This is a genomic window from Tardiphaga sp. 839_C3_N1_4 (assembly GCF_051811045.1).
GTDB lineage: Bacteria > Pseudomonadota > Alphaproteobacteria > Rhizobiales > Xanthobacteraceae > Tardiphaga.
This window is the reverse complement of record NZ_JBPWQD010000001.1, coordinates 4,121,035-4,146,528: the sequence shown is the minus strand read 5'-3', so window position 1 is coordinate 4,146,528 and position 25,494 is coordinate 4,121,035. Positions and strand designations below refer to the sequence as shown.

At 63.1% G+C, this 25,494-nt stretch carries 25 protein-coding genes and 1 tRNA gene; 16 read left to right on the top strand and 10 right to left on the bottom strand.

Features of this window, described 5'->3' with window-relative positions; all coding sequences use genetic code 11:
* Window positions 1-78: 78 nt before the first annotated feature.
* The 6 genes from AB8A38_RS19855 to AB8A38_RS19830 are packed head-to-tail and all read left to right on the top strand — an operon-like array spanning window position 79 to window position 4,648.
* On the top strand, window positions 79-1,092 hold the full coding sequence (locus tag AB8A38_RS19855) for an ABC transporter substrate-binding protein (protein WP_439087159.1): 1,014 nt from the start codon (window positions 79-81) through the stop codon (window positions 1,090-1,092).
* Window positions 1,092-1,820, top strand: coding sequence for a pyrimidine utilization protein B (gene rutB, locus AB8A38_RS19850; RefSeq protein ID WP_439087158.1), 729 nt, complete (start codon window positions 1,092-1,094; stop codon window positions 1,818-1,820). Before AB8A38_RS19855 ends, rutB begins: the two co-directional genes overlap by 1 nt.
* A gap of 7 nt (window positions 1,821-1,827) precedes the next feature.
* The gene (rutC, locus tag AB8A38_RS19845; protein ID WP_439087157.1) at window positions 1,828-2,214 is read left to right on the top strand and encodes a pyrimidine utilization protein C; all 387 of its coding nucleotides are present in this window, start codon (window positions 1,828-1,830) and stop codon (window positions 2,212-2,214) included.
* A gap of 1 nt (window position 2,215) precedes the next feature.
* On the top strand, window positions 2,216-3,007 hold the full coding sequence (locus tag AB8A38_RS19840; protein WP_439087156.1) for an ABC transporter permease: 792 nt from the start codon (window positions 2,216-2,218) through the stop codon (window positions 3,005-3,007).
* Window positions 3,008-3,038: 31 nt separating this feature from the next.
* Window positions 3,039-3,839 (top strand): pyrimidine utilization protein D, encoded by an 801-nt coding sequence (rutD, locus tag AB8A38_RS19835; RefSeq protein ID WP_439087155.1) that lies wholly within the window; start codon window positions 3,039-3,041, stop codon window positions 3,837-3,839.
* 5 nt (window positions 3,840-3,844) lie between these two features.
* Window positions 3,845-4,648: an ABC transporter ATP-binding protein gene (locus AB8A38_RS19830; RefSeq protein WP_315839878.1), complete on the top strand. Its 804-nt coding sequence runs from the start codon at window positions 3,845-3,847 to the stop codon at window positions 4,646-4,648.
* 56 nt (window positions 4,649-4,704) lie between these two features.
* On the opposite strand, the gene AB8A38_RS19825 is transcribed toward AB8A38_RS19830, so the two are convergent.
* The 4 genes from AB8A38_RS19825 to AB8A38_RS19810 all read right to left on the bottom strand — a co-directional run bounded on the left by AB8A38_RS19825 (window position 4,705) and on the right by AB8A38_RS19810 (window position 8,617).
* A tRNA-Thr gene (locus tag AB8A38_RS19825) sits at window positions 4,705-4,780 on the bottom strand.
* A 153-nt stretch (window positions 4,781-4,933) separates the two neighbouring features.
* Entirely contained in the window at window positions 4,934-6,649 is a 1,716-nt protein-coding gene (locus tag AB8A38_RS19820) for a heme biosynthesis protein HemY (RefSeq protein WP_439087154.1), read from the bottom strand.
* 7 nt (window positions 6,650-6,656) lie between these two features.
* Complete coding sequence (locus AB8A38_RS19815; protein ID WP_439087153.1) at window positions 6,657-7,814, bottom strand: COG4223 family protein; 1,158 nt, start codon at window positions 7,812-7,814, stop codon at window positions 6,657-6,659.
* Window positions 7,815-7,870: 56 nt separating this feature from the next.
* Complete coding sequence (locus tag AB8A38_RS19810; RefSeq protein WP_439087152.1) at window positions 7,871-8,617, bottom strand: uroporphyrinogen-III synthase; 747 nt, start codon at window positions 8,615-8,617, stop codon at window positions 7,871-7,873.
* A 145-nt stretch (window positions 8,618-8,762) separates the two neighbouring features.
* Between AB8A38_RS19810 and tsaD the strand changes: the two genes are divergently transcribed.
* From tsaD to AB8A38_RS19790, 4 genes are read left to right on the top strand one after another with little or no spacing between them, the layout of a single operon-like run.
* The gene (gene tsaD / locus AB8A38_RS19805) at window positions 8,763-9,836 is read left to right on the top strand and encodes a tRNA (adenosine(37)-N6)-threonylcarbamoyltransferase complex transferase subunit TsaD (protein ID WP_439088562.1); all 1,074 of its coding nucleotides are present in this window, start codon (window positions 8,763-8,765) and stop codon (window positions 9,834-9,836) included.
* A gap of 10 nt (window positions 9,837-9,846) precedes the next feature.
* Window positions 9,847-10,827 (top strand): NAD(P)H-dependent glycerol-3-phosphate dehydrogenase, encoded by a 981-nt coding sequence (locus AB8A38_RS19800; protein ID WP_439087151.1) that lies wholly within the window; start codon window positions 9,847-9,849, stop codon window positions 10,825-10,827.
* Between the two features lie 7 nt (window positions 10,828-10,834).
* Entirely contained in the window at window positions 10,835-11,251 is a 417-nt protein-coding gene (locus AB8A38_RS19795; protein ID WP_439087150.1) for an EVE domain-containing protein, read from the top strand.
* Entirely contained in the window at window positions 11,218-11,928 is a 711-nt protein-coding gene (locus AB8A38_RS19790; protein WP_439087149.1) for a class I SAM-dependent methyltransferase, read from the top strand. Before AB8A38_RS19795 ends, AB8A38_RS19790 begins: the two co-directional genes overlap by 34 nt.
* A gap of 1 nt (window position 11,929) precedes the next feature.
* On the opposite strand, the gene AB8A38_RS19785 is transcribed toward AB8A38_RS19790, so the two are convergent.
* A complete protein-coding gene (locus tag AB8A38_RS19785) occupies window positions 11,930-13,036 on the bottom strand; it encodes a DNA topoisomerase IB (RefSeq protein WP_439087148.1) in 1,107 nt (368 codons plus the stop codon).
* Between the two features lie 351 nt (window positions 13,037-13,387).
* On the opposite strand from AB8A38_RS19785, the gene acs reads away from it, so the two are divergent.
* From acs to AB8A38_RS19770, 3 genes are all read left to right on the top strand, one after another.
* Window positions 13,388-15,337: an acetate--CoA ligase gene (acs, locus tag AB8A38_RS19780; protein WP_439088561.1), complete on the top strand. Its 1,950-nt coding sequence runs from the start codon at window positions 13,388-13,390 to the stop codon at window positions 15,335-15,337.
* A gap of 37 nt (window positions 15,338-15,374) precedes the next feature.
* On the top strand, window positions 15,375-16,496 hold the full coding sequence (locus AB8A38_RS19775; RefSeq protein WP_439087147.1) for a Kelch repeat-containing protein: 1,122 nt from the start codon (window positions 15,375-15,377) through the stop codon (window positions 16,494-16,496).
* A gap of 271 nt (window positions 16,497-16,767) precedes the next feature.
* The gene (locus AB8A38_RS19770; protein ID WP_439087146.1) at window positions 16,768-17,283 is read left to right on the top strand and encodes a L,D-transpeptidase; all 516 of its coding nucleotides are present in this window, start codon (window positions 16,768-16,770) and stop codon (window positions 17,281-17,283) included.
* A gap of 63 nt (window positions 17,284-17,346) precedes the next feature.
* Here the strand turns inward: AB8A38_RS19770 and AB8A38_RS19765 are convergent, their stop codons facing one another.
* The gene (locus AB8A38_RS19765) at window positions 17,347-17,862 is read right to left on the bottom strand and encodes a thermonuclease family protein (RefSeq protein WP_439087145.1); all 516 of its coding nucleotides are present in this window, start codon (window positions 17,860-17,862) and stop codon (window positions 17,347-17,349) included.
* Between the two features lie 111 nt (window positions 17,863-17,973).
* The gene (locus AB8A38_RS19760) at window positions 17,974-18,204 is read right to left on the bottom strand and encodes a DUF1674 domain-containing protein (RefSeq protein WP_115033144.1); all 231 of its coding nucleotides are present in this window, start codon (window positions 18,202-18,204) and stop codon (window positions 17,974-17,976) included.
* A 195-nt stretch (window positions 18,205-18,399) separates the two neighbouring features.
* Here AB8A38_RS19760 and AB8A38_RS19755 point away from each other — a divergent pair, with 195 nt between their 5' ends.
* The 3 genes from AB8A38_RS19755 (at window position 18,400) to purH (ending at window position 23,308) form a co-directional block, all read left to right on the top strand.
* Window positions 18,400-19,740: an RsmB/NOP family class I SAM-dependent RNA methyltransferase gene (locus AB8A38_RS19755; protein WP_439087144.1), complete on the top strand. Its 1,341-nt coding sequence runs from the start codon at window positions 18,400-18,402 to the stop codon at window positions 19,738-19,740.
* 183 nt (window positions 19,741-19,923) lie between these two features.
* A complete protein-coding gene (locus tag AB8A38_RS19750; protein WP_439087143.1) occupies window positions 19,924-21,615 on the top strand; it encodes a heparinase II/III family protein in 1,692 nt (563 codons plus the stop codon).
* A gap of 100 nt (window positions 21,616-21,715) precedes the next feature.
* Window positions 21,716-23,308: a bifunctional phosphoribosylaminoimidazolecarboxamide formyltransferase/IMP cyclohydrolase gene (gene purH / locus AB8A38_RS19745; RefSeq protein WP_439087142.1), complete on the top strand. Its 1,593-nt coding sequence runs from the start codon at window positions 21,716-21,718 to the stop codon at window positions 23,306-23,308.
* Window positions 23,309-23,412: 104 nt separating this feature from the next.
* On the opposite strand, the gene AB8A38_RS19740 is transcribed toward purH, so the two are convergent.
* The 3 genes from AB8A38_RS19740 to AB8A38_RS19730 form a co-directional block, all read right to left on the bottom strand.
* The gene (locus tag AB8A38_RS19740; protein WP_439087141.1) at window positions 23,413-23,808 is read right to left on the bottom strand and encodes a nuclear transport factor 2 family protein; all 396 of its coding nucleotides are present in this window, start codon (window positions 23,806-23,808) and stop codon (window positions 23,413-23,415) included.
* Window position 23,809: 1 nt separating this feature from the next.
* Window positions 23,810-24,706, bottom strand: a complete 897-nt coding sequence (locus tag AB8A38_RS19735) for an MBL fold metallo-hydrolase (RefSeq protein ID WP_439087140.1) — start codon at window positions 24,704-24,706, stop codon at window positions 23,810-23,812.
* Window positions 24,707-24,778: 72 nt separating this feature from the next.
* Window positions 24,779-25,423 carry a DsbA family protein gene (locus tag AB8A38_RS19730; protein WP_439087139.1) on the bottom strand — a complete coding sequence of 215 codons (645 nt, stop codon included), beginning with the start codon at window positions 25,421-25,423 and terminating at the stop codon, window positions 24,779-24,781.
* Window positions 25,424-25,494 lie beyond the last annotated feature (71 nt).

The window sequence follows — 25,494 nt, the reverse complement described above, 5'->3', positions numbered from 1 at the left end:
TTTTATGCGACAAACCGCTGCGGCTAAAAATTATGCAGCGCACCATCTGACATCGGCAATGGCGGCGAGGACAGAGGCATGATCGACAGGCGCAACCTACTCAAATATTCGCTCATCGGCGCCGCAGCGGCACCGTTTGCAGGCCTGGGAGGCCCGGCATTTGCCGCCGGCCGCAAGGTGCTGGTGTCCGAAGCCATCCGGCTCGGCATGTATGCCTCGCTCTATGTCGCCGCCGATAAGGGCCTGTTCGCCAAACATGGCCTCGACACCGACCTGTCGACCGCGGGTGGCATCGCACTGCCGGTGCCGATCCTGCTATCCGGCCGTGGCCAGATCGGCGTCACCAGCCCTGGTATGTCCGTCAACGCCACCCGTGAAGGCGGCAAGATCAAGAATATCGCCAAGATCGTCGGCGGCGTGTCGATGTGGGGAATGACCCGCCCGGACACCAAGATCACCACCATCGATGATCTCCGCGGCAAGACCATCGCGACGCTGAAATTTCCGTCCTCGACGATCCAGGTCCCGACTTACGCGATGAAGACGGTCGGCAAGTTCGACCCCAAGGAAGCCGGCGTCACCTTCCTGGAGTTGCCGCCGGGCGCCCAGGCCGCAGCCGTCAAGGATGGCCGTGCCGACATCGCCACCGCATTCGAATGGGACATCAGCATCGGCGCGGAACAGTTTGGCCTCGTACCGTCGCTATCATTTGCCGATCTGCTTGGTCCGCTGTGTTTCACGACGGCCATGGCCACCGAAGACGTGATCGCCTCCAACCCGGAGGCGGTGCAAGGTTTCTGTAACGCCATCGCCGAGGCGCAGAAGATGATGCACGAGAACAATGCGGTCTTCACCGAAGTCGCAGAGAAGTACTTTCCGAAAGTCTCGCCGTCGGTCGTAGGAAATGCGACGAAGAACTTCTTTGGCAGCAAGACGGCTATCCCCAAAAACCCGACCATCTCCGCCGGGGAATGGGATCGCGCGATGTTGCTCGAACAAGGCGGCGGCGCAGTCTCAACGACGTTGCCCTATGCACAAATGGTCGACAATCGCTTCGCCGAGAAAGCGACCAAAGAATTCGGATTGGCGTGATGTCGGTTTCAACCAGCTTTCCGCCTGAACGGCGCTACGTCACTTTGCCCGCACGCCCCGAGCCGTTGCGGCTCGCGGTCGAGGAGACCGCAGTCATCGTCGTCGACATGCAGAACGCCTACGCGTCGCCGAACGGCTATCTGGATCTCGCGGGCTTCGACGTGACCGGCGCCAAGGCAGCGATCGTGGCCGTCAAGGAGACGCTGGAGGTCGCGCGCGAGGCCGGCGTCACCGTGATTTACTTCCAGAACGGCTGGGACGCCGACTATGTCGAGGCCGGCGGTCCGGGATCCCCGAACTGGCACAAATCGAACGCACTCAAGACCATGCGCGCGCGCCCGGAATTACAAGGCAGCCTGCTCGCCAAGGGTGGCTGGGACTATGCACTTGTCGATGAACTCCAGCCACAGCCGGGCGATATCGTGGTGCCGAAACCGCGCTATAGCGGCTTCTTCAACAGCCAGTTCGACAGCATTCTGCGCGCGCGCGGCATCCGCAATCTCGTCTTTTGCGGAGTTGCCACCAATGTCTGCGTGGAATCGACCCTGCGCGACGGCTTCCACCTCGAATATTTCGGCGTGATGCTCGAGGACGCCACGCACCAGGCCGGCCCCGACTACGTCCAGAAGGCAGCCGTCTTCAATATCGAAACCTTCTTCGGCTGGGTTTCCAGCACGGCCGATTTCCGCCGCGCATTCGCGCAGACCGAACCATCCACGAAAGCCTGAGGATCCCATGACAGATCGCGCGATCATCCCGCCCGGCACTCATCCGCCGCTCGCACCCTACTCGCCCGGCATGATGGCCAATGGCGTGATCTATGTGTCCGGCACGCTGGCCTTCGACAAGAACAACGACGTTGTTCACGTCGGCGATGCGGCGGCGCAGACCCGGCACATCCTTGAGACCATCAAGAGCGTGCTGACCGCCGCCGGCGCGACGATGGCCGACGTCACCTTCAATTCCATCTTCGTGACCGACTGGGCCAATTACGGCGCCGTCAATAAAGTCTATGCCGAATACTTCCCCGGCGAGAAGCCCGCCCGCTACTGCATCCAATGCGGATTGGTGAAACCGGATTGTCTCGTCGAGATCGCGTCGATCGCACACAAGCGAGCTTGATGTGACGACCATCGAAGCCACCCAGGTCAATGTCGAGCGGCGGCTGATGCCGCCGGTCCTGCGGATCGCGCTGCTGCAAGTGGCACTGCTAGCTCTGTTACTTGCAGCCTGGGAAATTGCGATCAGCTTCAAATGGATCGCCGTCTATCTCTATGGACGGCCCAGCGGCATCTTCGCCAAGGCTTCTATCCTGATCGCCAACGGCGAACTCCTGCGCGATGCCGCACTGACTGCCTGGGAAGCCATTGCCGGCTTCCTTATTGGCACCATCGCCGGCAGTGTTGTTGGTCTGCTCCTCTGGCTGTTTCCAACCAGCGCAGCGGTGCTGCGCCCCTATCTCATCGCTCTCAACGGTCTGCCGAAGATCGCACTCGCACCCTTGATTATCGTGTGGTTCGGAATCGGCATCTCATCGAAGATCGCCATCGCCGCCATCATCACCTTCATCGTCGCGGTGATCACCGCCCAGCAAGGCGCCAAGGAAGTCGATAGCGACCTGATCAAATTGATGCGCTCGCTCGGCGCCAGCCGCTGGAAGACCTGGCGAACGGTCGTCATTCCGGGCGCCATGCCGTGGATCGTGTCCGCCTTCCGTCTCAATGTCGGCTTCGCGCTGATCGGCGCAGTTGTCGGCGAATACATCGCCTCGAAAGAGGGTCTCGGCTACATGATCTACTACGCCGGCGTGCTCTACGATTTGAACGCCGTCTGGGTCGGCATCGCCGCGCTCATGGCAGTGGCACTGCTGATGTACGGGGCGATCGACCTTCTCGAACGCCGCCTGCGCTTCTGACTTTTCATCGCTCGAACCTGCAAGACCAACCATGCCCTATGCCAGCGGCCGTGACGCCGACATCTATTACGAAACTCATGGACACGGAACGGCGATCCTCATGTCGGCCGGCATGGGCGGTAGCGGATCGTTCTGGGCGCCGCAGGTCACAGCACTCGCGCAACACCACCAGGTCATCCTTTACGATCATGTCGGCACCGGCCGCAGTGCAACCAACAGCGCACCACCGCGATCGATTGCCGGCATGGCCAATGACATCACGCATGTGCTCGACCATGCCGGTGTCAGCAATGCACACGTGGTGGGCCATGCCATCGGCGGCATCGTCGGAATTGAACTTGCCCTGCGTCATCCCGCGCGCTTGCGCAGTCTGGTGGTGGTGAACGGTTGGGGCCGGGCCGATCCATTCCTGCGACGCTGCTTCGAGGTGCGCAAGCAGATCCTGAATCAGTCCGGCCCGAAAGCCTATGTGCGGGCGCAGCCGCTGTTCCTCTATCCGCCGCGCTGGATTTCCGACAATGCCGCGCAACTGGACGCCGAGGAAGAACGTATCCTCGCGCACTTCCCGGCAGCTGCCACGATGAATGCGCGCATCGACATGTTTCTCGCCTTTGATCCCGGCGACGCCCTCGCGACCATTGCAACGCCGACACTGCTGGCCTCGTCGCGGGACGACAGCCTGGTGCCGGCCTATCTCTCGCAACAACTGGCCACCGCTATTCCGGGCGCACGCGTGCGCGAGGTGGAATGGGGCGCCCATGCCTTCACCGCTGTGACTCCCGATGTTTTCAATAACATGCTGCTCGGCTTCTGCAGCGAGGTGGATGCATGAACGTCATGACGCAAATCGAAACGTCGCCATCCACATCCGCTGTGCTCAAGGCCGAACAGGTCGGCGCATCCTTCGGAAGCGGCAAGCAGTATGTCGAAGCTATCCGCGACGTCAGCTTTGAACTGCGGCAGGGCGAAACCTTGGCCATTGTCGGCCCGTCCGGCTGTGGCAAGTCCACATTGTTCAATGTCATTGCGGGTTTGCTGAAGCCGACACGGGGGCATGTCGAGGTCGGGGGCATCCGCGTCGATGATGCCGCAGGGCATGTCGGCTATATGCTCCAGAAGGATCTGCTGCTGCCGTGGCGCTCCGTCATCGACAATGTGATGCTTGGCTTGGAGGTACGCGGCGCGCCGCGGCAGACCTCTCGCGAAATTGCCATGAAATTGATCCGCGCCTACGGCCTCGCCGGTTTCGAGAACGCCAAGCCCGCAACCTTGTCAGGCGGCATGCGCCAGCGCGTGGCAATCATGCGCACGCTGGCGTTCGATCCGCAGGTGATCCTGCTCGATGAGCCATTCTCGGCGCTGGACTTCCAGACCCGCCTGCTGCTGCAAGCCGACGTGTCGCGCATCATCGCCGAAAACGGCAAGAGCGCCATTCTTGTCACCCATGACATCGGCGAAGCCATCGCCATGGCCGACCGGGTTCTGGTGCTCAGCGCGCGTCCGGCGACCGTGCGGGCGCTGCACATCATCGACCTGCCCAAGGCAGGCCGCGATCCCGTGGCGCTACGCACCGACGCTGCCTTCCAGTCCTATTTCGCCAATATCTGGGCCGACCTGGAAATGCCTGCCACGGCCGCGTGAAGCGTCAAAGCTGTAGCTGATTGTTGTGGCTGAGACATATGACGCCGAAGCGCAAATGGTGCCGCAAACAGGACTCGAACCTGTGACCCCGTCATTACGAATGACGTGCTCTACCAACTGAGCTATTGCGGCGAACCAAGCGGCGATTCGGCTTTTCGGCCGAAAACGCTGGGGCATCTGATATCGCCCGGGGCTCCGCTTTGCAAGAAGCCGGGCGAATCTGCCGACCGAAAATCCAGGCGAACCACCCGCCGAAACCGACCACTTCGGCCTGAATCAGGGGTGTCAGCCACCCAAACGGCGCAGAAAACCGCGCCAACCGCCCTGTTGCTGGCCGGCATTCAGTTCGGCGAATTCATCGCGATAATCGTCCGCCTCGTCCACGCCGGGATCGTCCGGAGGCCTGACGATGGGAATGACGGCCGGAATAGCCACCGCGGGCTTGGCGGCACTGGCGATATCGCTGCGGTCACGGAATAGCGGTGGCGGCGCGGGAGCCGGTTTCGGGAGCGGCGCCGGCGCCTCGGCGGGCTCGGGCGTAGCATCGGCCACCGGTTCGGGCTGCGCTGGTACTTCAGGTTCCGCCGTGAGGTCCTGAGCCGGCGCGGAGGGTGTGATCTCGGTCGGCACGGGCACCACGGGTTTAGGCACTGCCGGCGGCGGAGCCAGCACGGTCTCGCGCAAAATCTCGGTCTCGATGGTCGAGGCCCTGTCCGACGGCAGCGCGGCCAGCGGCGTCTGCCACTGGAACGCATCGATCCGTCCGGTGACCGGCGACACCGGCCGCCAGCGATCGGACACATAGCCGTCCGCCGTCCAGACCGGATCATGCAACGCGCGCACGGCACGCAATGTCCAGGCGCGGGCGCGGCCGCTGTCGCCATGTTCGGTACGTTCGATTTCCGCCATCAGCATCGCAACGCGCTGGGTGGAATCGGTCGTGAACGGCGCCAGTGCTTCGCGGGCGCGCGTAAATTCAGCGGCATCGATGGCCGCCCGGGCGATCGCCAGCGCGCCTTCAATATGGCCTGGCGCTTTCGACGCCAGCGTCTCGACACGGACCAGCCGCTGGCGCGCGGAATCGCCGAGCTTCACATGGGCATAGGCGTCGGCGAGATCCGGGTGCGGCTGCGCCAGCCACGCTGTCTCGATGATCTTCATCGCCCGGCGGGTCTGATGCGCCTCGCTCTGGAATCGGCTGGCGAGAACGGCGGCCGGCACCAAAGTTGGCGCAAGCTTGATCGCCTCGGTCACACTCTCGCGGGACAGATCGCGATCTCCGGTTTCAAGCTCCAGCGCACGCGCGGTGAGCAGCACGCCGCGCTGCCGACGAAACGCCGCGCGATCGATCAGGCCAGAGGCAAAATTGTTGTCGAGGATTTTCAGCGCGCCGGTCCAGTCGCCCTGCGCGCAGCGGAAGCCAAGAACGGCCTGCGAGGCCCATGTCGATCCCGGCGATAGTTTCAACGCTTCTTCGGCAATCGTCACGGCGGCGACGGGATCGTCGCTGCGCTGCGCCTCGATGAACAGACCGCGCAGACCCAGCAGCCGCGTATCGCCACGCTCGGCCATCGCCTGAAACGCACGATGCGCACCGGCACGATCGCCATCGAGCTGGGCGGACTGAGCATGCAGCAACAGAGCGAGCGGATCGTCAGCCGTCAAACGCCTGGCAATATCGGCATGACGCCGCGCGGCGTGGCCATCGCCCTGCCCGATCGCCAGCAAACCATGCGTGATGGCCTGACGTCCGCGCGCCTGACGCTTTTCATGGCGGCGACGGCGCATTCGCTTCGGCGCACCCCACAAACCACGCAGGAGCGACCAGGCGAACACCACCGCGACGATGGTCAGGCCGAGCACCAGCACAAACACCGGCACCGACGGCGAAGCGCGCCAGACGCCCCAGGATATCACGACATCGCCGGGCTGATCGGCGACCCAGGCGGCGCCAGCGGCCGCAAGCGCTATCAACACAAGAAACAGAATGATGCGGAACATCGGATTCCTATGGCGCCGGTTTGGAGAGCGCCGCCATCGCGTCGGCTGCGAATTGACGTGAAGCGGCCAGCGCTGCATCGCGCATATCGACCTTATCGAGCCAGGGCTGAACCACGGCACGATCCGCCGGAGACAACGTAAGCAACTCACGTTTGGCTGTGGCGATGTCGTTGCTACGTGCAGCGGCGCCCGCGCGCGAGACCGCGCTGCTGTTGTTGCCGATACCGACAGCGTCGGTGCGCTCGATGCGGACCAGCTTCGCAGCGCCGGCCTGCAGGCGGTCCATGAAACCTGCACCTGCGGCCGGCGCTTCCGCCGGAGCCGGCTTCGGCAACACTGCGAGCAGTTCGCGGCTGAGCGCGACTGCGTTTGGTACGCCTGTCGTTGCAAACGCATCGAGCGGCTTCAGCTGATTGGCATTGCCAGCAAGCGGTTTGACCGCCGCAAGCACCGCCGCATAGGGCTCGCCCTGACGCACCGACGTATCGAGCAGCGACGCCGCGACGACACGGCGCAGGGCGGCATCATCGACGGGCTTGGCATTCTGTTGCGCGGCCGAGGACTTCAGCTCGCTGGCGGCACGTTCGATCTGCCCGAGCCGCTCATTGATCGGCCCGAGATCGACCACGCCAGCGGCCGTGCGCGGCGCGGACTTCAGTTGATTGAGATCGGCGACGACACGATCCGACTGTGTCTTCGCGGCAGTGAGATCACCACGCAATCCCGCGATGGATTTCTCGAGCGTATCGATCCGCGTTGCCAGCCCCGTATCCGGCGCAGCGACCGGGCGCGCTTCGATCTGCGCAATGCGAGAGGTGAGCGCATCGACATCCGCCTTGTCGCTCGATGCAATGCCGCTCAGGCCGAACCATGCAATTCCGGCGACAAGCGCACCGGCAACCGCGCCAACGGCGGCGGGAACCAGGACAGGTGCACGCGCAGGCGAGACGGGCGCCTGCTTTTCAACCGCAGCCTCCGCGGCGGGCTCGGACGGCGGCATGTCCGACGGCGCGGTATCGACGGACTCCGATGCTGTTTCCGGTACCGCAGGCTCCGCTGCAGCCGGACGCTCGGTGACCTCGGCAGCCGTCAATTCGATGGTTGGCGGCGGCCGCTTGGGCCGGCCGGCATCCGGAGACGACCCCGTCTCATTATCGTCGGCCATGGCGTCGGTTCCCTCGTGACATGCCCGATCCCTACCGGGATTTGGTCACAGCAGTCTTAACGCGATAATGGCGGGATGGCACGGTCCAGCGCCGCGAACAGGGCATTTTCGTCCGGAGTCTGCGCCACCACGACCTGGGTAGCCCCGGCATCATGCGCAATCGTGCCGACCGCAGCTGAAAGGCAATAGTGTGGAACTGCAAGGGCAGCGATCTCGACGCCCGATAAGCCCACCGCCTGGAAGAATGCCCGCGCGCTCCGCCGCGAATAATGCAGCACGGCCTCGATTCTGCCGGCCACGAAGGCCGCGGCAACATCATCCGGCAGATCGGCCACCGGCATCATCCGGTAGGTGGTCTGTGTCACCACCGTGAAACCGCGCGCGCCGAGTTCGCCAGCGAGATCCCGCGCAAGATCGGCGCCGGCCAGATAAAGGAGCGGGCGGGTCTTGCTCAGCAGCTTCCTCTTGCTGCTCTCCGTCAACAGGTCCCGCAGCGCCGCAGCATCACCTTCGGCGGACATGACCCTAGCAAAGCCGAGATTGCGCGCGGCTTCGGCGGTCCGGTCGCCGACCGCGAACAGCGGCAGGTGAAGCAGAGTTGCCTGCACCGGCTGATCGGTGAGTGCGCGCAGTGCATTGGCCGACGTCACGACCACCGCGCCGAAATCCGCGTCCGAATCGATGGACAGCATCACCTTTTCGAAGCGCAGCATCGGCGCCGCCAGCACCTCGAAGCCGCGCGCGCGCAAGGCGGCGGCGGTGCTGGTAGTGTCCGGCTGCGGGCGAGTGACGAGAATAGCCATATCTGAGGTCCGGTTTCGGGGGTCTCGCGTGCCACGCAGGGCATCGAGTGATTGCACCTTGCAACCCCGCAATGCTACGCCGGGGGCAGGAAAAGCCCGGATTTGGCTGATTTAGCAAGGACCGATAGTGACCACCGACCAACCGATGCTGGTGCTGGGAATCGAGACGACCTGCGATGAGACCGCGGCCGCCGTCATCGAACGCCAGCCCGACGGCAGCGGCAAGATCCTGTCCAATATCGTCCATTCGCAGATCAGCGACCATGCGCCCTATGGCGGCGTGGTGCCCGAGATCGCCGCGCGCGCCCATATCGATCTGCTCGACGGCATCGTCGGCCGCGCCATGAAGGACGCCGACGTCAATTTCGCGCAACTAAGCGGTGTGGCCGCAGCAGCCGGGCCCGGTCTGATCGGTGGCGTAATCGTCGGTCTCACCACCGCCAAGGCTATCGCGATGGTGCATGACACGCCTCTGGTGGCCGTGAACCATCTCGAGGCCCATGCGCTGACGCCGCGGCTGACCACTGCGCTGGCGTTTCCGTATTGCCTGTTTCTCGTTTCCGGGGGTCATACCCAGATCGTCGCGGTGCTCGGCGTCGGCCACTATGTCCGGCTCGGCACCACCGTCGACGACGCCATGGGCGAAGCCTTCGACAAGGTCGCCAAGATGCTTGGCCTGCCCTATCCCGGCGGCCCGCAGGTGGAACGCGCCGCATCGGGCGGTGATCCCAAGCGCTTTGCCTTTCCGCGACCGATGCTCGGCCGGCCCGATGCGAATTTTTCGCTCTCCGGTCTCAAGACTGCGGTCCGTAACGAGGCAAGCCGTCTCATTCCGCTGGAAGAACAGGACATCGCGGATCTCTGCGCCAGCTTCCAGGCGGCGGCGCTGGAATCGACGGCGGATCGATTGAGCGTCGGCCTCAGACTGTTCGAGGATCAATTCGGCCCGCCGCATGCACTGGTGGCGGCCGGCGGTGTCGCCTCCAATCAGGCCATCCGTGGCGCGCTGCAGACCGTCGCCGCAAAAGCGCAGACCACGCTGATCATCCCGCCGCCGGCACTGTGCACCGACAATGGCGCGATGATCGCCTGGGCCGGCGCAGAGCGTCTTGCGCTAGGACTCACCGACACGATGGAAGCGCCGCCCCGCGCGCGCTGGCTGCTCGACGCTGACGCGAAGGCGCCAGCGGGTCATTCCAAATCCCGCGCGGCTTACTGACTGGAACACCATGGCCGACTTCAATTCAGTGGCGGTGATCGGCGCCGGGGCCTATGGCACAGCATTGGCCGATGTCGCCGCGCGCGCCGGCCGCGAAACCGTACTCTATGCGCGCTCAATAGCCGCCGCCGAACTGATGCAGGTGTCGCGCACTAATCCACGACTGCCCGGCGCTGCCATCGATGACTCTGTCTTCGTCACCGCCGATCTTTCACTGGCGGTACGCGCCGATACCATTCTGCTCGCGGTCCCCTCGCAGCAATTGCGCGAGGCATTGGCCGCGCTCGCGCCGCTACTGCCGGCGGGCGTTCCGGTGGTCGCATGCGCCAAAGGCATCGAGCGCGGCAGTCACAAATTCATGACGGAGGTCATCGCCGACGTCGCACCGCATGCGATCCCTGCCATTCTGTCAGGGCCGAATTTCGCTGACGATGTCGCAGCTGGCTTGCCCACGGCCGTGACGCTCGCTTGCGCCGACGAGGATATTGCCGTCGCACTCGTGCAGGCTTTGGGTTCGGCGACGTTCCGTCCCTATCACTCCACCGATGTGCGCGGCGTCGAGATCGGCGGCGCAGCGAAGAACGTACTGGCGATTGCCGCAGGCATCGTCGCCGGCAAGGAACTGGGCGCCTCGGCCCTCGCAGCACTCACCACGCGCGGCTTCAGCGAATTACTGCGACTAGGCATCGCATGTGGCGCGCGCACCGAGACGCTGTCGGGCCTGTCAGGATTGGGCGATCTGATCCTGAGCTGTTCGAGCGCACAGTCGCGCAATTTTTCACTCGGCGTGGCACTCGGCCGCGGCGAGCAGCCGGCGCGCGGCAAACTTGCCGAGGGTGAATTTACGGCGCCGGTGCTGATCGAACTTGCGACATCGAAGGGCGTCGATATGCCGGTGGCAAAAGCCGTGGCGGCGATCTTGGCCGGCGAAGCGACCATCGATCAGGTCATCGAGGGCCTGCTGACGCGGCCATTCAAGGCAGAAGGTTAGAGACGGGATGAAATACTGGCTGATCAAATCGGAGCCCGACGCCTGGTCGTGGGACGAGCAGAAAAAGGCCGGTGCCAAGGGCACCGAATGGACCGGCATCCGTAACCACACCGCCAAGCTGAACATGATGAAGATGAAGAAGGGCGACCGCGCCTTCTTCTATCATTCGAATATCGGCAAGGAGATCGTGGGTATCGCCGAGATCATCAGGGAGCATCATCCCGATCCCACTGCCGAGCCGGGAACGCCCTGGGTCTGCGTCGACGTCAAGGCCGCGCAAGAGCTGCCAAAGCCGGTGTCGCTAGCGGCAATCAAGGCTGAGCCGAAGCTTGCTGACGTCGCGATCCTGAAGCAGTCCCGCCTTTCGGTGCCGCCGATCACTGCCGAGGAATGGAAGCTGCTCTGCAAAATGGGCGGGCTGTGAGCGCCGACGGCGCGGCCCAATCAACTGCAATATCTGACCCCGTCGCATTCATTCGTGCCAATACACGCCTGCTGCCGGTGCCGCTGGTGCCGGAAATCATGTTGTACGTGGCCGACGAGGCCGTGCCGCTGTGGAGCAAGACAGAAGAGGAACTTGGCGAGGCCGGATTGCCGCCACCGTTCTGGGCTTTCGCCTGGGCCGGCGGACAGGCGCTGGCGCGCTTCGTTATCGATCATCCCGAGCATGTTGCTGGAAGGACCACCATCGATCTCGCATCTGGATCGGGGCTTGTGGCTATCGCCGCGATAAAAGCCGGGGCAAGCAGCGTCTTCGCCTATGACATCGACGCCTTTGCGCGCACGGCGATCGCACTGAACGCGGCTGAAAATGGCGTTACGATCAGCGCTCGCGGTGACGATCTGCTCGGCGGCTCATCTGCCCCCACCGCACAAACGATTCTGGCAGGCGATATTTTCTATGAACGGGACACCGCTGAGCGCGCTTTTGCATTTCTTTCAGCGCAGGCGGTGCGCGGCGCGACGGTACTAATCGGCGATCCCGGTCGCAGCTATCTGCCAAAGGACAAATTGCGAAAGCTGACCGAATACAAGGTGCCGGTGACGCGCGATCTCGAAGATGCCGAGATCAAGAACACGGCGGTATGGACGCTCGCCTGACTCAACCTGCCTCTGCCACCACCTGCGCCAAAAGCTGCTCGCGCTTCGATTGCGAGCGATAGCCCGTTTGCGTCGCGGCGATGCGCGCGAGGACGCCGTCCTCGAAGGCCGTGACGATGGTATCGTGCACATAGCTCTTGCGGCAGATCGCCGCCGTGTTCTGCAATTCGTCCGCCGCCGAACGCACGGCTTCGAGCACCTGCTTCCTGCGTCCGCGCTCACTGGCTGCCGGCTCGATCCGTGACAGGGTTTCAGCCACCGTCGCCGACGCCATCAACGTGCGGAAATCCTTCAGTGAAATCTTGATGCCGGCGATATCGCGCAGGAAGGCGTTCACTGCTGCTGTGTTGACCTTGTGAATGCGGCCGGCATTGTCGCGATACTGGAACAGGCGTTTGCCCGGCACGTCGTGCAGAATACCAATCGCGCGGACGAGCTTCGACGCGTTGGACTCCTTGCGCACTGCCTTACCGCCCTTGGCCTTGAAGGTGAGCACGATGCAATCGTCTTCGAGCTGGATGTTCGACTTCATCAGCGTAGTGGCGCCGCGCGTGCCTGACAGCTTCATGTAGCTCTCATTGCCGGCACGGATGGCGGTGCGCGTGACGAGTTCGATGACAGCGGCGAGCGCGAACTCACGCGTCGGCTCGTCGCCAGCCAAAAGCGCCGAAACGTTGCGGCGGATCTTCGGCAGTGCCGCCACCAACTTCGCCAGCCGATGCGCCTTGCGTTGCTCGCGGACCTTCTCCCAATCCGAGTGATAGCGGTATTGCAGCCGGCCGGCCGCGTCGCGGCCTACGGCCTGCAAATGCGACGTAGGATCAACGGCATAGCGAACCTCGGCATAGGCCGGGGGCACCGCCATGGAGTTCAGCCGCTTGATCGTGCCGATATGTTTGATCGGGGTGCCGTTGGCCCTGACGAAGGAATAAGATTTTCCGCGCTTAAGCCGGCGGATCGTCAGCTCAGACTGATCTCCAAGCTTCAGGCCCATCTCATGGGCCAAAACCTCCACACTCGCGGGGCTGGGCTTGGCCATACGGGCTGGCCGCGCGACAGAACGGGCCGAAACGGCCCGGGAAGGCGCGAAATTCTGCTGTTCCATCATAGTGTTATCTGCCTCGTCGGCCCTGTGTCTCTGCTAATGCCGTTTATTGATTTTTGGTTCCGAGCCGCTTGGCCGTCCCTGCGAGGGCGATTTAGGGGCTCCCCGCAACTATTGCGAGTCCACAGGCACGCAATTTCGGTTACAGGTTACCGTTAAGCACCCGAATTGGCTTTATGATGAAATTTCCGGGCCGTCAAAACGTGAACGTGATCGGGGCCGCGACCTTACGGACCGACCAAAGGCCTAGTCCGGCCCCGCTTGTCCAGCTATCTCGCGCCGGCGCATATTGCGCGCAACGAGAACCGGCTGGCGGCGAATTCGCGCAGCGGTCGCACGGTGGTGGAGGGGACGATGTCCGACAAGATTTACGACGTACCGGCTGAGTGGACGACGCGCGCCTTCGTCGATGACGCGAAATACAACGAGATGTATGCACGCTCGATCAGCGATTCCAACGGCTTCTGGGCCGAGCAGGCCAAGCGCCTCAACTGGAGCCACGCCCCCACCAAGATCGAAAACACGTCCTTTGCCCCAGGCAAGATCTCGATCAAGTGGTTCGAGGATGGCGTATTGAACGCCGCCTATAATTGCATCGACCGGCATCTGCCGAAGCGCGCCAATCAGACCGCGATCATCTGGGAAGGGGATGACCCCTCGCAGTCGAAACACATCAGCTATCAGGAGCTGCACGACGAAGTCTGCAAGATGGCCAACGTGTTGCGCAACCGCAACGTCGGCAAGGGCGACCGCGTCACCATCTATCTGCCGATGATTCCGGAAGCGGCCTACGCGATGCTCGCCTGCGCGCGCATCGGCGCGATCCACTCTGTCGTCTTCGCCGGCTTTTCACCGGACTCGCTGGCGCAGCGCATCACCGACTGCCAGTCGAAGATCATCATCACCGCCGATGAAGGCCTGCGCGGCGGCAAGAAGGTGCCGCTGAAGAACAATGTCGATGCCGCGGTCGCGAAGGCCGGCGGTGTCGACTGGGTCGTCGTCGTCAAGCACACCGGCACACCGGTGAACATGGATCCCGCCCGTGACTTCTGGTATCGCGAAGCCGCCGAAGTCGTCACCACCGAATGCCCCTGCGAGCCGATGAATGCGGAAGATCCGCTGTTCATCCTCTACACGTCGGGCTCCACCGGCCAGCCCAAGGGCGTGCTGCACACCACAGGCGGCTATCTGTTGTTCGCCTCGATGACACATCAGTATGTGTTCGACTATCATGAGGGCGATATCTACTGGTGCACCGCCGATGTCGGCTGGGTTACCGGTCACAGCTACATTCTCTACGGACCGCTGGCCAACGGCGCGACCACGCTGATGTTCGAAGGCGTGCCAAACTATCCGTCGATGTCGCGCTTCTGGGAAGTCATCGACAAGCACAAGGTCAACATCTTCTACACCGCGCCAACCGCAATCCGCGCGCTGATGCAGGCCGGCGATGAGCCGGTAAAGAAGACCTCGCGCAAGAGCCTGCGCCTGCTGGGCTCGGTCGGCGAGCCGATCAATCCGGAGGCCTGGGAGTGGTACTATCACGTGGTCGGCGAGGCGCGTGCGCCGATCGTCGACACCTGGTGGCAGACCGAAACCGGCGGCATTCTCATCACGCCGCTGCCCGGCGCTACGAAACTGAAGCCGGGTTCGGCGACGCGGCCGTTCTTTGGTGTCGTCCCCGAGATCGTCGATGCCGATGGCAAGGTGCTGGACGGCGAGACCTCGGGCAATCTGTGCATTGCCAAGTCGTGGCCGGGCCAGATGCGGACGGTCTATGGCGATCACGCCCGTTTCGAGCAGACCTATTTCTCGACCTACAAGAACAAGTACTTCACCGGCGACGGCTGCCGCCGCGATGCCGACGGTTATTACTGGATCACCGGCCGCGTCGACGACGTCATCAATGTCTCCGGCCACCGCATGGGCACTGCGGAAGTGGAATCGTCGCTGGTCGCACATGAGAAAGTGTCGGAAGCCGCCGTGGTCGGCTATCCGCACGATATCAAGGGCCAGGGCATCTACGCTTACGTCACGCTGATGAACGGCGTCGAGCCGACGGAAGAGCTGCGCAAGGAGCTGGTAGCCTGGGTCCGCAAGGATATCGGCCCAATCGCCTCGCCGGACCTCATCCAGTTCGCGCCGGGCCTGCCGAAGACCCGCTCCGGCAAGATCATGCGCCGCATCCTGCGCAAGATCGCCGAAGACGAACCGTCATCTCTGGGTGATACATCGACACTGGCCGACCCCGCCGTGGTCACGGACCTCGTCGAGCACCGGCAGAACAAGAAGCCGGGGGCGTAACTGCTCGCATATCTATCGGCGAACACGGAGTGATGTGATGGATCGTCGGTCATTCGTGTTGGGAAGTGCTGCAGTTGTGGCGGGCGGAGTTTCCGCCCGCGCACAACATGCCGGTCATCCGGCACTACCCGCGGCCCCGTCGTCGAAAGAGCCCTACGCCAAATTGCAGGGCGGTGTGCCGCATCACATGACGCCTGAGCAGGAAGCCCAGCGCGTCACTGAGAGTCCCGCGCCGAAGGGACCGCAGGGCAAGTGGACATCGCGCGCTGCACTGCCGTTACCGCGCAGCGAGATGGCCTGGGCGACATCATGGGCCGATCGCATGCATATCGTCGGCGGCTACGGCGAAGGCCGCGTCGACCGCCCCTATCACCACGTCTACGATCCCGCTTCGGATCAGTGGCTCGACGCAGCGCCCCTGCCGCGCGGCGCCAACCATGTTTCGGTCGCTGCCGATGCCGGACGCGTCTATGCGCTCGGCGGTTTCATGCAGCAGAACCGCGGCTCGGACCAGAACGCCTATGCCTATGATGTCGCTGCCAATCGCTGGGATACGATCGCGCCCTTGCCGCGACCACGCGGTGCCGGCGCTGCCGTTGCGCTGAACGGCAAAATCCATCTGATCGGCGGCGCGTCGGAACCGGCGGCTGAGCGCGCCAGTGTCAGTTGGCACGAAGTCTATGATCCCAAGACCGACAAGTGGGAGACCCGCAAGGCACTGCCCGGTGCGCGCGACCATGTCGGCTGCGTCGCCACGCGCGGCGTGATCCATGTGATCGGCGGGCGTTTCAATACGTTCGAGTACAATACCGATCTGCACCATGTGTATCTGCCCGAGCGCGACACATGGGAGCTGCGCGCCGCACTGCCGACGACCCGTTCGGGCCATGGCCTTGTCGTGTATCGCGACCGGCTCTTCGCGATGGGCGGCGAATCCGGCGTGGTGCAGAACGGCCAGCTCACCCAGGGCAAGGTGTACGGACAGATGGAAAGCTACGACCCGGCCTCCGACACCTGGCAGAGCCACGCGCCGATGCTGACCCCGCGCCATGCGGTCGGCGCCACAGTTATTGGCGACTGGATCTATGTGGCCGGTGGCGGCGCTGTCCTCGGCGGCGCGGTACAATCCGCCGTCCATGAGGCCTTTACGCTGGCCTAGTGACCTCCAACGCATCGCATCTGGCTGCCTCACGCGATTGTCAGGGGCAGATGGCCGCTGCTGGCCAATTTAGAGCGAGTGTTGTTTTCCGGGCATTTACTTTGTTCAGCGGATTTCCTCTTTAGGCGCTCGTTGGCGCACTCCCCCGCGCCGGCAGAGACCGGTTGTTTACACGTCCGGTCAAGAATTTCCCGTGTGCAATTGTTTTCGCTGCCCTGAGGGGCGGCACGACCTCGTCGGCCACAACGGCCGGGCCGAACTGGAGAGATCGATGTCCTTGAAGATTGCAGGTGCGCTGGCAGCCACCGTTGTCATTGGCGCCCTGATGTCCCCCGCCGCGCAGGCAGCGCCCAATGTGGTCGGCTTCCACGGCGACTATGCCCCCGGCACCATCGTCGTGAAGACCAATGAGCGTAAGCTGTATCTCGTGCTCGAACAGGGTCAGGCCGTGCGCTATCCCGTCGGCGTCGGCAAGCCCGGCAAACAGTGGGCGGGCGCCACCAAGATCGACGGCAAGTACCGCCAGCCGGCCTGGGCTCCGCCAGCCGACGTCAAGCGTGACAATCCGAATATCCCCGATGTGATTGCGGGCGGTTCGCCAGCCAATCCGATGGGCGTTGCTGCGATGACCCTCGCCGGCGGCGAATATGCCATCCACGGCACCAACCGCCCCAATTCGATCGGCGGCTATGTCTCTTACGGTTGCGTCCGCATGTACAACGAAGACATCACCGACCTCTATTCGCGCGTCTCGGTCGGCACGCCGGTGATCGTCACCCAGCGCTGATCGCTGGCAGCTTCGCCATTCTGAAAAGCCGCGCATGATGCGCGGCTTTTTGTTTTGCTGATCTCATCGGCTATCGCACCAGCCGCTACGATGACCGCCACCATACGGGCGCGCGTGCCCTGCGTTGAGCATTGCTGCAGACACGTTGGGCGTTTGCCTGGTCGCGACATCGGCGACCACGCGGCCGGGATATTTGTCAGACCCGATATTGTAGATCGTGAGACTTCCCTCGCGGAGCAACTTGGTCAGTGCAGCCGTCGCGGTTTCTGCTTTCTGGATCTCGCGCGCGCATTGCCCCTTCAGCTCCGGCGCATCGATGCCACGCAAACGAATGCGCACGCTGACGTCTTCACCCGACCCAAGATGCACGCGCGCGCCAAAAGTATCGCCGTCGATGGCATAGCGCATCTCGATCGAGTAGCGCGCCTCAGCATTGCCGGCGCGCCTGACGATCGCCTCGGAATCGCGGGCCGCCTCGGTCTGATCCGCGCCGGGCAGGAACGGCAGCCAACGCTTCACCGGCAGCATGGTGCCGGCGGCCAGGCCAAGCACTAATACCCACGGCATCGCCGCGGACATGCGGGATCGCCACGGCGACGCACGGTGAATGCGCGATGCTGGGGTCATCGTCCTGCGATAATGTGAGTCGAAACAACCAGCCAGAAGAATCTGGCTCAGTGATCCGAAGAGTTAGAAGTCGGACGCAATGCCCTTACGTTCCCAGTCGCCAAAGCGCGTGGGCTCCGGGCCTTCAGGTCCCTGGAACTCTTTCGCTTTCGCCGCAGTATGTGCTGCTGCGGCTGCAGCCCGGCGTTCTTCTGCCTCGGCCAGCGCACGCTGCGCGGCGGGCGTCAAAACTTTCTTCGGTGCCGGCTCAGGCTCCGGCAAAGACGTTGCGGACTCGGAAGGAATGTCGTTCATCTCAGGTTTCCTGCTGAACCGGCAAGGGCGGCACGCGTTACATAAATCAATGTCGAACAGTTGCCGTTCGACTGTGAGCATATAAGGGCGATTCTTACATTTGGCATATTCGCATGCGACAGAATCGCTCCCATCCAGTGGCCGCATGCTGAGCCTGCCCGCGCCATTGCCCGCCCTCCGTCGTGATGTTTTCGCATGTCGCAAGTAAGATACGCACCGCCAACCGAGGTCCCCGGCCTCGCCGCGCGACGGATTGCGGCGGATATTCTCGACGGCGTATTGCACAAGCATCGGACCCTCGACGACCAACTCGAAGGCGCCGCGGCCCATCCCGGCCTGAAAACCCTATCCGACCGCGACCGCGCGCTGATGCGACGTCTGGTTGCCACGATCCTGCGCCGACTCGGCACGCTCGGGCATATTCTCTCCCGCCTGCTCGACCGCGGCGTCCCCACCGATGCCCCGCGTGCGCAAAGTGCGCTCCTGATCGGCGCGGCCCAGATCCTCTGGATGGACGTGCCGGATCATGCCGCCGTCGATCTGTCAGTCCGCATGGTGCAGTCCGACCGGCGCGCCGCGAAATATGCCGGGCTGGTCAATGCCGTATTGCGGCGCTGCGCCCGCGAAGGCCAGCCGCTGATCGACGAAGTGGCCGCCCAGACTCTCGACATCCCGCCCTGGCTGATGGCGCGCTGGACGGCGCATTACGGCGAGACGACCGCGAAGGAAATGGCCGTGGCGCTGAGCCATGAGCCGTCACTCGATCTCACCGTCAAATCCGAAGCCGATGCCTGGGCCATGCGCCTGCATGGCGAAGTACTCCCCACAGGTTCCGTCCGAACCCTGCTGCAGGGCTCGGTGACCATGCTGCCCGGCTTCGATGACGGCCAGTGGTGGGTGCAGGACGCCGCGGCGGCACTGCCGGCACGACTGTTCGGCGACCTCAAGGGCAAACGCATCGTCGATCTCTGCGCCGCACCGGGCGGCAAGACTGCGCAATTGGTTCATGGCGGCGCTCAGGTGACGGCCGTAGACCGCTCGCCGAATCGCGTGGCGCGGCTGCGCGAGAATCTGGCGCGTCTGTCGCTGGAAGCCGAAACTGTCGTCGTCGACGGCACCGAATATCCCGGCGAGGGTTTTGACGGCGTGTTGCTCGACGCGCCCTGCTCGTCCACCGGCACCATCCGGCGACACCCCGATGTCGCCTGGCTCAAGCAAGACTCCGACATCGTCATGCTGACCGCGCTGCAACGGCGCCTGCTACAGAAGGCCGCCTCCATCCTGAAGCCCGGCGGAACCCTGGTCTATTGCACCTGTTCGCTGGAGCCCGAAGAAGGCGAACAGGCCATCGCCGACCTGCTGGCCAAGGATTCCAGCATGCGCCGCGCCCCGGCCGATGCCAGCGAAGTGGCCGGTCTTGCCGAGATCATCACCTCCGATGGCGATCTGCGCACTCTGCCGAGCCATCTGCCCCATGCCGACCCCCGGCTTGGCGGGCTCGACGGCTTCTATGCGGCGCGACTGATTAAATCCTGATATTCACAGAGTAATCTCCCGATTCGCGAGGCTTCCACAGGGGGCTTGCTTGTACTGTGTGCGGATCGCGTTTCCGGCTAAAAGGATTCGCAACAACCCTTTCTCTTCCAGTTCAAGGCGCGCGTGGTCGCACATCGCAGACGTATCTCGGGGCTGATCCTCGGCCGCTTCGCGCGGAGCGCAATGTCGCGCGCGTCTGGCGGATCGGCAGCCCTGGCCCGGCTCTGGCCCGGACGCACAGATCGCCTGATCATCGCGCCGCATGATCTGCGCACCACCGATGCCACCCGCGCCGCCGAAATCTATGCCGGGCGCTTCGTCTTCGCCGGCAAGATCGTGACCTGTCACGGCCGTTCGATCTTCGACCTGGAACCGCCGTCGGAAGACTGGGAAGTCTCGCTGCTCGGCTTTGGCTGGCTGAGACATCTGCGCGCCGCCGACACTGCCATCACCCGCGCCAATGCGCGCTCGCTGATCGACGACTGGATGTCGAATACGTCGCGCAAGCGCCCGGTCGGACGCCGCGCCGACGTCGTCGCCCGCCGTGTGATCTCGCTACTATCGCAGGCACCACTGGTACTCGGCGATACCGACGGCAAATTCTATCGCCGCTATCTCCGCTCGCTCAGCCGCGAGATTCGCTCGCTGCGCTACGCGCTGTCGCACGCACCTGACGGCGTGCCGAAGCTGCAGGTACTGATCGCGCTGTGCTACGCCTCACTCTGCCTCGCCAATCAGGCGCGCCACATCCGCACCGCCACACGAAAACTCTCCGACGAATTACAGCGCCAGATCCTCCCCGATGGCGGACATATCTCGCGCAATCCCGGGGCACTGATCGAATTGCTGATTGATTTTCTGCCACTGCGACAGACTTTCGCCGCCCGCAATATAGCCCCGCCCCCGGCGCTGCTGAACGCCATCGACCGCATGATGCCGATGCTGCGGTTCTTTCGCCATGGCGACGGCTCGTTCGCGCTGTTCAACGGCATGAGCAATGCACCATCGCATTTGCTGGCGACGCTGCTGGCTTATGACGACACACACGGCGTGCCGATGGCGCATATGCCGCATACTGGCTTCCAGCGTCTCGAAGCCGGTCAGATGACCGTGATCATCGACACCGGCCCGCCACCACCGCCCAGTGTGAGCCACGACGCCCACGCCGGCACACTGTCGTTCGAATTGTCGTCCGGCCCGAGCCGCATTGTCATCAATTGCGGCATGCCGTCGACCGGGCGCGACAACTGGCGCTCTTTCGCACGCGGCACGCCGGCGCATTCGACGATGACCTATCACAACACCTCGTCGTGCCAGTTCGTCGAACGCAGCGCGATGAAGAAGTTTCTGCAGGGCGCGCCGATCGTCAACGGCCCGCATGTGGTGGAGAGCTATCGCGAGATCACCTCCAACGGCACCATACTGACCACCTCGCATGACGGCTACCACGCACGCTTCGGTGTCACGCACCGGCGCGTGCTGATGATCTCCGAGGATGGCTCAAAACTCGAGGGCGAGGACATCGTAGCGGCGGCGCCCGGCGCGCGGCTGAAGGGCAGCAATACCGACTACGCCTTGCGCTTCCATCTGCACCCGTCGGTAAAGGCAAGCCGGCTCAGCGACGCCCGTGGCGTCATGCTGGTATTGCCGAACCGCGACGTCTGGACCTTCGAAGCCCTCGACGACAAGGTTGAGCTGGAGGACAGCGTGTTCCTGGCCGGCAATGACGGACCTCGTCGGAGCGCCCAGATCGTGATCCATCAGAACGCCCAGCAGACCTCCAGTATTCGCTGGAGTTTTGCCCGCTCGGCATCCTCGCCGTCGCAGACGACTGCTAAACGAAACGCCCGCCGCGAGCCGGAATTGCCGTTGTAGATCAGGGCTTCACAACGAAATTGCTGGCATGCAAGCCCTTGCGGTTTCTTGCACCGCGAAACCATGCTACGCGGCATCCTTCTCCCACGGGATACGCATCATGACCGACCATCCGCGCAAGGTTACTCGCGCTCTATTGTCCGTTTCCGATAAGTCCGGGCTGATCGAATTTGCACGCGCGCTGTCCGCACACGGCATCGACCTCGTCTCCACCGGCGGTACCGCCAAGGCGATCGCCGCGGCGGGCCTGAAGGTCTCCGACGTGTCCGATCTCACCGGCTTCCCGGAAATGATGGATGGCCGGGTCAAGACGCTGCATCCCAAGGTTCATGGCGGCCTGCTGGCAATCCGCCACAATGCCGAACACGCCAAGGCAATGAAGGATCACGGAATTTCGCAGATCGATCTGCTCGTCGTGAACCTCTATCCGTTCGAGGAGACCGTCGCGAGGAACGCCTCCTATGAGGATTGTATTGAGAATATCGATATCGGCGGTCCGGCAATGATCCGCGCAGCCTCCAAGAATCATGACGACGTCACCGTCGTCGTCGAGCCCTCCGACTATCAGTCGGTGCTCGACGAACTCGCCACCAACAAGGGCGCGACCACGCTGACGCTGCGCCGCCGCCTCGCAGCCAAGGCCTATGCCCGCACCGCAGCCTATGACGCCGCGATCTCGAACTGGTTTGCCGATCAGTTGAAAATCGACGCGCCGGATTTCCGGGCCGTCGGCGGCAAGCTCGTCGAAGCGCTGCGTTATGGCGAGAACCCGCACCAGACCGCTGCGTTCTATCGCACGCCCGAACTGCGTCCCGGCGTGTCCTCGGCGCGGCAGGTGCAGGGCAAGCAACTGTCCTATAACAATATCAACGACACCGATGCGGCCTATGAATGCATCGCCGAGTTCGATCCAAAGCGTACCGCAGCCTGCGTCATCGTCAAGCACGCCAACCCCTGCGGCGTGGCCGAAGGCAGCAACCTGATCGACGCCTATCGCAAGGCACTGGCCTGCGATTCTACTTCGGCCTTCGGCGGCATCATCGCCATGAACCGTACGCTGGACGCCGAGACCGCGCAGACCATCACCGAGATCCTGACCGAGGTGATCATCGCGCCGGACGCGACCGAAGAAGCGATCGCGATTATCGCGAAACGGCGCAATATCCGGCTTCTGCTGGCTGGCAGCCTGCCTGATCCGCGCGCGCCGGGCCTGACCTACAAGACGGTGGCTGGCGGCCTACTGGTACAGAGCCGCGACAATGCGGTGGTCGATGACATGATCCTGAAGCCGGTTACCAAACGACAGCCGACGGAGGCTGAATTGCGCGATCTCAAATTTGCATTCCGCGTGGCCAAGCATGTCAAATCGAACACGATCATTTACGCGAAGGACCTTGCCACCGTCGGTATCGGTGCAGGCCAGATGAGCCGGGTCGATTCCGCTCGGATTGCCGCACGTAAGGCGCAGGATGCTGCTGCCGAACTGAAACTCGCCGAGCCTATGACCAAAGGATCGGTCGTCGCATCGGATGCGTTCTTCCCCTTCGCCGACGGACTATTGGTGGCGATCGAGGCCGGAGCCACGGCCGTGATTCAGCCAGGCGGTTCGATCCGCGACGATGAAGTGATCAAAGCTGCCGATGATGCCGGCATCGCCATGGTGTTCACCGGCGTCCGGCACTTCAAGCACTAGTTGCGGTCATAAGGAGCCCCGGCTGCTAAGCCAGCGGCCCACGGCCAACCGATAGACCAAGATGATCGATCTTCTCAGTCAGCGCATCGAGCGGCGTGATCGGGCTACAAAGCCAAGGCCTGCTGGACCATGAGCGTATCGACATATTGCGTCATGCGCCCGATCTTGCCGCCCCTCACCAGGTAGAGGTGTGCGAAGGCGGCCTGCATCGACTTGCCCGTCGTCTTGTAGGTCCCAGAGTAAACGCCGAAGGCGGCGACGCGGTCGCCATCTTCGAGATAGGTGTGAACATCGGCGCGGTAACCCACCCACTCGGTGGCGAGGCGCCGAAACACACCCGCCGCAATCGCCTCCGGCCCCACGTAAGTTCCTGCGTAAGGGAAACCATCAGCTTCGGTCCACGCGGCATCAGGAGCGAGAGCGGCCAGCAGGTTATGGCCGTTCTCTTCCGATGATGATCCCTCATAGGTAGCCCGGATCAGATCGAGATTGGCGCCCATCTCAGCCCCACTTCATCTCGCCGGTGGCGACCTTGGAGCCGATGTCGAGGGCAACCCCCATGCCGAGACCGGGGAAGCGGGCTTCCATGGCGCTCTTGAGCGTTATCGAGTCCTTGGCCTTGGCCAGTTCTTCCTCGAAGGCAACAAGGTAGGCCTTGGTGTGCGCAACACCCGAAAGGTCAGTGGGAGCGTCCGGCGTCATGTGACCGGGCACGACGATTACCGGCTTGCGGGCGGTAATCTTATCGAGATTGGCGATCCATGCAGCGCGCTGTTCCTTGGTCGGTGAATCGGCGGTCCAGACATACACACCCGCAAAGATCATTACCCCGCCAAACACCGCATTCAACGACGGCACGAAGAGATAGCGCCGACTGGCCAGCCCTTCTGCATCGACGATCTCAATGGTCTCACCATCGACGATGAGCTTCTTGTCGTCGAAAGCCTTGGGAATGACGACATCGGCAAGCGTCTGCGGGCCGTTTTCCTTAAGCTGCGGCCCCCAGACTACGAGTTTCTTTTCCACATTGCCGTTGATGGCGGCCACCGTATCGGATGCTGCAATCACTCGAGCTTCGGGGAAAGCTTCCTTAATTGGCTTGAGGCTGAAGTAGTAATCCGGGTCGGCTTGGCTGACATAGATGGTGGTGAGCTTCTTGCCCGTCGCCTTGATTGCGTCGGCTACAGCCCGACCGTCGGAGTAAGTGAAGCCGCCATCGATCAGAACAGCCTCGGACGCCCCAGTAATGAGCACAGGGGCGCGAAAGAAACCCTTTGGGCCGGCGGGGAAGTGCTTCCACGAAAGCCCACCGGCCGCGTAGCCCGTTCCCTCTGGAGCGAACACAGCGACTGCACCGGCGGCAAGAGTTGTTTTCATGATGGTTCTCCTGGTGAACATGGGCGTCTCCTGGTGAGAGTGGGCAGTGGAAAATTCAGGCGTGGCTCGCCTGTCGCTGTTGATCGGTAAAACTCAGGCTGCCTTCAGTTCCTCGACGAGCGTCTCCATGCTGCCGAACAGACTACTCGCGCTGACAAGACGTCGGCTCTCCCCGTTGCCCACAATGAGGGATGGGACGCCATTGGCGCCAAATCGGCGCATCTCGACGCGTGCCGTATCGAGGCGCGTACGGTTAGCAGCGATCAACGCGTCATCAGGGGCGACCAAGCGATCGGCGATCTCCGGCAACTGCAACGCGCGCAGCACATGCGAGAGAACCGAGATGTCCGTGTTGTCGCGGCCCTCGACATAGCGTGCATTCTGAATGGCCTTGAGAACATCGAACTCCCGGTCCGGGGCAGTGAGTGCGACTGCGGTGATCGCCAGCGTCGCCGGGCCAGAGTCGAAGGGGCGCGTGTGATCCCCGAGGACATTGCGGCGATAGGCTTCGCTGAAGGGCTGACCGCTCAGGCGGGAAATGCGCTGGTCATTGGCCCAGGCGAATGCAGCGAAACCGTTGTCCATCGATCTGGCACCAGACCCGGCAAAATGCCCGGTCGGAGCTAACGCGATGGAAAAGTCCGGCAGAGCGGCAAGCTTTTCGAGGATTGCGGAAGCGCCGTAGCACCAGCCGCAGAGCGGATCGAAGAGATAGGCGATGTGCGTTGTAGCGGCCATATCGGTCTCCTTGGTCGCGATTTATGGCACACGGCAAATGCTCGAATAAGACCGACAAACTAGACAGAATG